General features: G+C 44.1%; 4 protein-coding genes. 2 read left to right on the forward strand and 2 right to left on the reverse strand.

The genetic code is table 11. The features are described 5' to 3' along the window. A partial coding sequence (locus K8S13_RS20775) for an outer membrane lipoprotein-sorting protein (protein WP_291465614.1) occupies window positions 1-262 on the forward strand: 262 nt, incomplete at its 5' end. Window positions 263-265: 3 nt separating this feature from the next. Beyond that, window positions 266-1,759, forward strand: coding sequence for a DUF1302 family protein (locus K8S13_RS20780; protein WP_291465616.1), 1,494 nt, complete (start codon window positions 266-268; stop codon window positions 1,757-1,759). Window positions 1,760-1,808: 49 nt separating this feature from the next. Here the strand turns inward: K8S13_RS20780 and K8S13_RS20785 are convergent, their stop codons facing one another. Beyond that, window positions 1,809-2,525 (reverse strand): ABC transporter ATP-binding protein, encoded by a 717-nt coding sequence (locus K8S13_RS20785; protein WP_367172791.1) that lies wholly within the window; start codon window positions 2,523-2,525, stop codon window positions 1,809-1,811. 13 nt (window positions 2,526-2,538) lie between these two features. Next, window positions 2,539-3,765 (reverse strand): branched-chain amino acid ABC transporter permease, encoded by a 1,227-nt coding sequence (locus K8S13_RS20790; protein WP_291465621.1) that lies wholly within the window; start codon window positions 3,763-3,765, stop codon window positions 2,539-2,541. Window positions 3,766-3,817 lie beyond the last annotated feature (52 nt).

The raw sequence follows: 3,817 nt of genomic DNA on the forward strand, positions 1-3,817 counted from the left end.
ATCACTTATTTTTGTGCGCCAGGACAACTTTTTTGTTATCCGGGCTCTTCATTGGGTTCGAGACGGCGGCTATAAAAAATATATGGACATTAAAAAGCTCGACCTTATTGACGGCATATGGGTGGCAACTGAGATGCACGTTACTAAAAAAAAGGGTAAAAACAAAGTACACAAAACGATTCTTAAATTTAGTGGTGTAAAATTCAACCAGAATCTTGATTTTGATATGTTTTCTATCCGCAGAATGGAAAAGGGATTATAAAATTTGATACGGAATAATTATACTATTGCTGCGTTTATTGTTCTTTTCATGGCTTTTATATTATTATTACCAGGGCAAACCTTTGCTGTTGAGGATGAAACACTTGATGAAATTATTTGCGGTTTTGATGATAATAAGCCTGAAAAACCAAAAAAATTAGAAGAGTCAGAGGAGCCAGAAAAGCCAGAGGACACTATTCAAGACGTGCTTGATGGCTTTGATGACAACACTGAAGAAATTGAACCTGAACTTCAAAAAGATGAAATCAAACCATCTATTTTCAGTTTAAACGGTGATGTCCAACTCAATGCTTCCTATAATTTTGCCCATGGTAAACCCGAAGGGAATGAAACCGACTGGCGAGGCTTGTCATGTCTGCGCACAGAACTTAATCTTGAATTAAACGCTAAATTATCCAGTTCCTGGCAGGCACGCATAAGCGGCAAGGGAGCATATGATTTTGCTTATTCAATCAAGGGTCGCGATGAATTCACAAATGAAGTGATCGACAATTATGAAAAAGAGATTGAGCTTGGTGAAACATATATTCAGGGAAGTCTCACAAAAAGTCTTGATATTAAATTTGGTCGTCAGGTCGCTGTGTGGGGCAAATCAGACAATATTCGGGTTACGGATGTGCTTAATCCGTTGGACATGCGCGAGCCGGGCTTAACCGACATCGAAGACTTAAGACTTCCGGTTGCAATGTCCAGGCTTGATTACTACATCGGTGACTGGAGCCTGACCGGCATTGCAATCCATGAAATACGGTTTAACAAAATCCCGGAATACGGCAATGACTTTTATCCCTCAGCAGCGCGGCCGCCCTATGAAGATAAACCTGACTCTTGCTGTAAAAATACCGAATATGCTGCTGCCATAAATGGAATTTTCAGTGGGTGGGATATATCATTTTACTGGGCAGATTATTACAATGACATGCCCCATACAGAACTTGTATTCCCGGGACTGCCGCCGCAAATAGAATGGAAACACACACGTCTGAAAATGTTTGGAGTTGCTTTTAATACAGCTGTTGGCAACTGGCTTTTAAAAACAGAAGCTGCATACATAGGCGGATTTGAGTTCTTTAATACACAAGATAAAAAGTATTCCCGAACAGATATACTGGCAGGTATTGAATATTCCGGTTTTAAAAACACAATAATAAGCATCGAGGCTGTTAACAGGCATATAAATGGCTTTGAAGATACTTTAGAGTCCTCGCCGGATAATGCCCGGGAAGATGAATCCCAGTGGGTGGCAAGATTAACTAAAAATTTTCTAAATGACACCCTGACCTTGACACTTTTGGTCTCAACATATGGCATAATCGGTCAGGACGGCTCCTTCCAGCGTTTTTTCGCTGAATATGATGTAAGTGATTCTGTTCAACTTAACTGCGGAGTGGTACTCTACCAATCCGGTGATCTTGCAAGATACAGAAACATTGGTGACAATGACCGTCTATTTTGTAAAATCAAATACAGTTTTTAGCTATTTGTATTTAAAAAATTCTGATTTATTGTACGTTGATTAAATTGTCTTATTCACCAAGATAAGCTTCCCTGATCTTTGGATTGCTCAACAAAGATTGTGCTTCATCTTCAAGGGTAATTTCACCGGTTTCAACGACATACCCCCTTGATGCTGCCTGGAGCGCCAGGTTTGCATTCTGTTCAACCAGCAGAATGGTGGTGCCTTCTTCCCTGTTGATTTGGGCAATGATATCAAAAATCTGCTGCACAATGATGGGGGCAAGCCCCAGGGAGGGTTCATCCAGCAGCAAAACCTTTGGCTTTGTCATGAGCGCTCTTGCTATGGCCAGCATCTGCTGTTCTCCACCGGACAGGGTCCCTCCCTGCTGGTTTTTTCTTTCTCCCAGGATGGGAAACATCTCATAGGAATGCTGGATATCTTTCATGATCTGATCGGTATCATCCCTGTGAAAGGCACCCAGCCTTAAATTTTCCATAACAGTTAATCTTGGAAAAATCCGTCTGCCTTCCGGTACTTGACAGAGTCCCATGGTGGGCAGTTTTTCCGGTGATATCCTGTTGATCAGCTGACCATCATAATAAATCTCTCCCTTTTCTACCTGCACAATACCGCAGATTGTCATGAGCGTTGTTGATTTCCCGGCACCGTTTGCACCTATAATGGCCACAATTTCTCCGGGCATGACCTTTAGGGAGACACCTTTCAGGGCTTTGATGGACCCGTATCCCGAGTGGACATCTTTTAATTCAAGAATCGGTTGTATAGTCATCTGTCCTTTAGCCCTCCTTTTCTTCAGATCGGGTTCCCACGCGCTTGGCCGGTATCAGACCGGCAGGCCTGAAGAGCATTATGATAACCATGGTGGCACCAAAAATCAGCATACGATAGGATTCAAATTCGCGGAAAACCTCGGGCAAAGCGATCAAGGCAAGAACACCCAGAAGAATCCCGGGGATGGAACCCATCCCGCCCAGAACCACCATACACAAAACCATGGCTGACTCAAGAAAGGTAAAGCTTTCAGGACTGACAAATCTCATCCTTGCAGCAAAAAAAGCACCGGCAAGTCCGGCAAATATTGCACCCATGGCATAGGCCAGAAGTTTATAAATAAAGGTGTTTACCCCCATAAGTTCGGCGGCGGTCTCATCTTCCCGTATGGATTCCCAGGCACGGCCCACCCTTGAGAAATTAAGCCGGTAAACGCATATGGCCGCCACAATGGCCAGACCCAATGCAAAATAGTAAAAGAGCTGGAGTTTTTTCATCCAGAAATGCTCAAAAGTAAATCCATTTTCAAATATCGGTAAAAAAATACCAATGGGTTTGATCCCTAAGATACCGTTGGGACCGTTGGTCAGCTCCATCCAATTGTTGAGGATGATACGGATGATCTCCCCGAATCCCAGGGTTACAATGGCCAGATAATCCCCTCTCATGCGAAGGGTGGGATATCCCACAATACAGCCGGCAACACAGGCAGTAAATGCGGATAGGGGCAGACAGACCCAGAAGCCAAGGCCGTAAGTGGTATTGAGAATGGCATAGGTATAGGCGCCCACACCGTAAAATGCAATATACCCGAGATCCAGCATACCGGCCAGGCCCACCACCACGTTGAGACCAAGGCCCAGGCAGATATAAAGCAGCACACTAATGGCCACATCAGTGCCGTATCGACCTGCAAACTGGGGATAAATCAATGCAACTATCAGGCCTGCAGCAAGCCAGACCCAAGTGGGAAGGGCAGTGGAAGTGGTCTTGATATTACCCGCAGCCCGGGATACCGGGTCGGCAAAAAATTTTAAGGACCCACTGGCCTTGACCACATAGATCATAAGGCAGACAAAAGAGCCTGCCAGTATATAACTCCAGACTGTAAATGTCGTCTGGAAGGTCATGGTCCCGTCGGGATGAATGCCCAGCATGGGCCAGAGCAGCCCTAAAAGCCACAACATGCCGATTGTATATTGTTTCCAAACTTTTTTAAACTCTTGTATCATCGATATTCTCGCCCATAATTCCATTTGGTTTAAAATAGAGTACTGCGATCAA

The sequence above is a fragment of the Desulfobacula sp. genome (assembly GCF_021107415.1).

Excerpts from the sequence above, each read along its gene's own strand:
- K8S13_RS20790 (WP_291465621.1), bottom strand. The coding sequence starts at position 3,765 with ATGATACAAGAGTTTAAAAAAGTTTGGAAACAATATACAATCGGCATG.